The following is a 549-nucleotide window of genomic DNA, read 5'->3' as shown; positions in this document are numbered from 1 at the left end:
CACCATTGGCAGTGCTTTCGGTGGCATCCCGCAGCAATTGCCACGACCGCACCTTCCCGAACTCAGCTTTGCCCGCGTACTCGAACTGATTGGCCCGGCATTCACGATCGCCATGCTTGGTGCCATCGAGTCCTTGCTATCGGCCGTGGTCGCTGACGGTATGGCCGGAACACGGCACGATTCGAACCAGGAGCTCATCGGCCAAGGCATTGCCAATATCGCAGCGCCACTGTTTGGCGGGTTTGCAGCAACCGGTGCCATTGCGCGTACCGCGACCAATATCCGCAACGGGGGAACGGGGCCGCTGTCAGGCATTGTTCACGCCATCACGCTGATCCTGATCATCGTCCTCTTGGCGCCGCTGGCCATGCATGTGCCCTTGGCCGTGTTGGCGGCGATCCTGTTCGTGGTTGCCTGGAACATGAGCGAGGCACGTCACTTCGCCAAGATGCTGCGTCGTGCTCCACGCGCTGATGTCGCCATCCTGCTGGTGACGTTCTGTCTGACGGTGTTCGCCGACCTGGTTGTCGCAGTGAACATCGGCGTGAT

The 549-nt window shown here is 61.0% G+C and carries 1 protein-coding gene; it reads left to right on the top strand.

The genetic code is table 11. The features are described 5' to 3' along the window. A partial coding sequence (locus tag IE097_RS19190; protein ID WP_268247098.1) for a SulP family inorganic anion transporter occupies positions 1 to 549 on the top strand: 549 nt, incomplete at both ends.

Origin of the sequence: Jeongeupia chitinilytica, assembly GCF_014652315.1 — a bacterium.
In the GTDB taxonomy this organism is placed as follows: Bacteria; Pseudomonadota; Gammaproteobacteria; order Burkholderiales; family Chitinibacteraceae; genus Jeongeupia; species Jeongeupia chitinilytica.
This window is presented reverse-complemented; position numbering and strand designations above follow the sequence as displayed.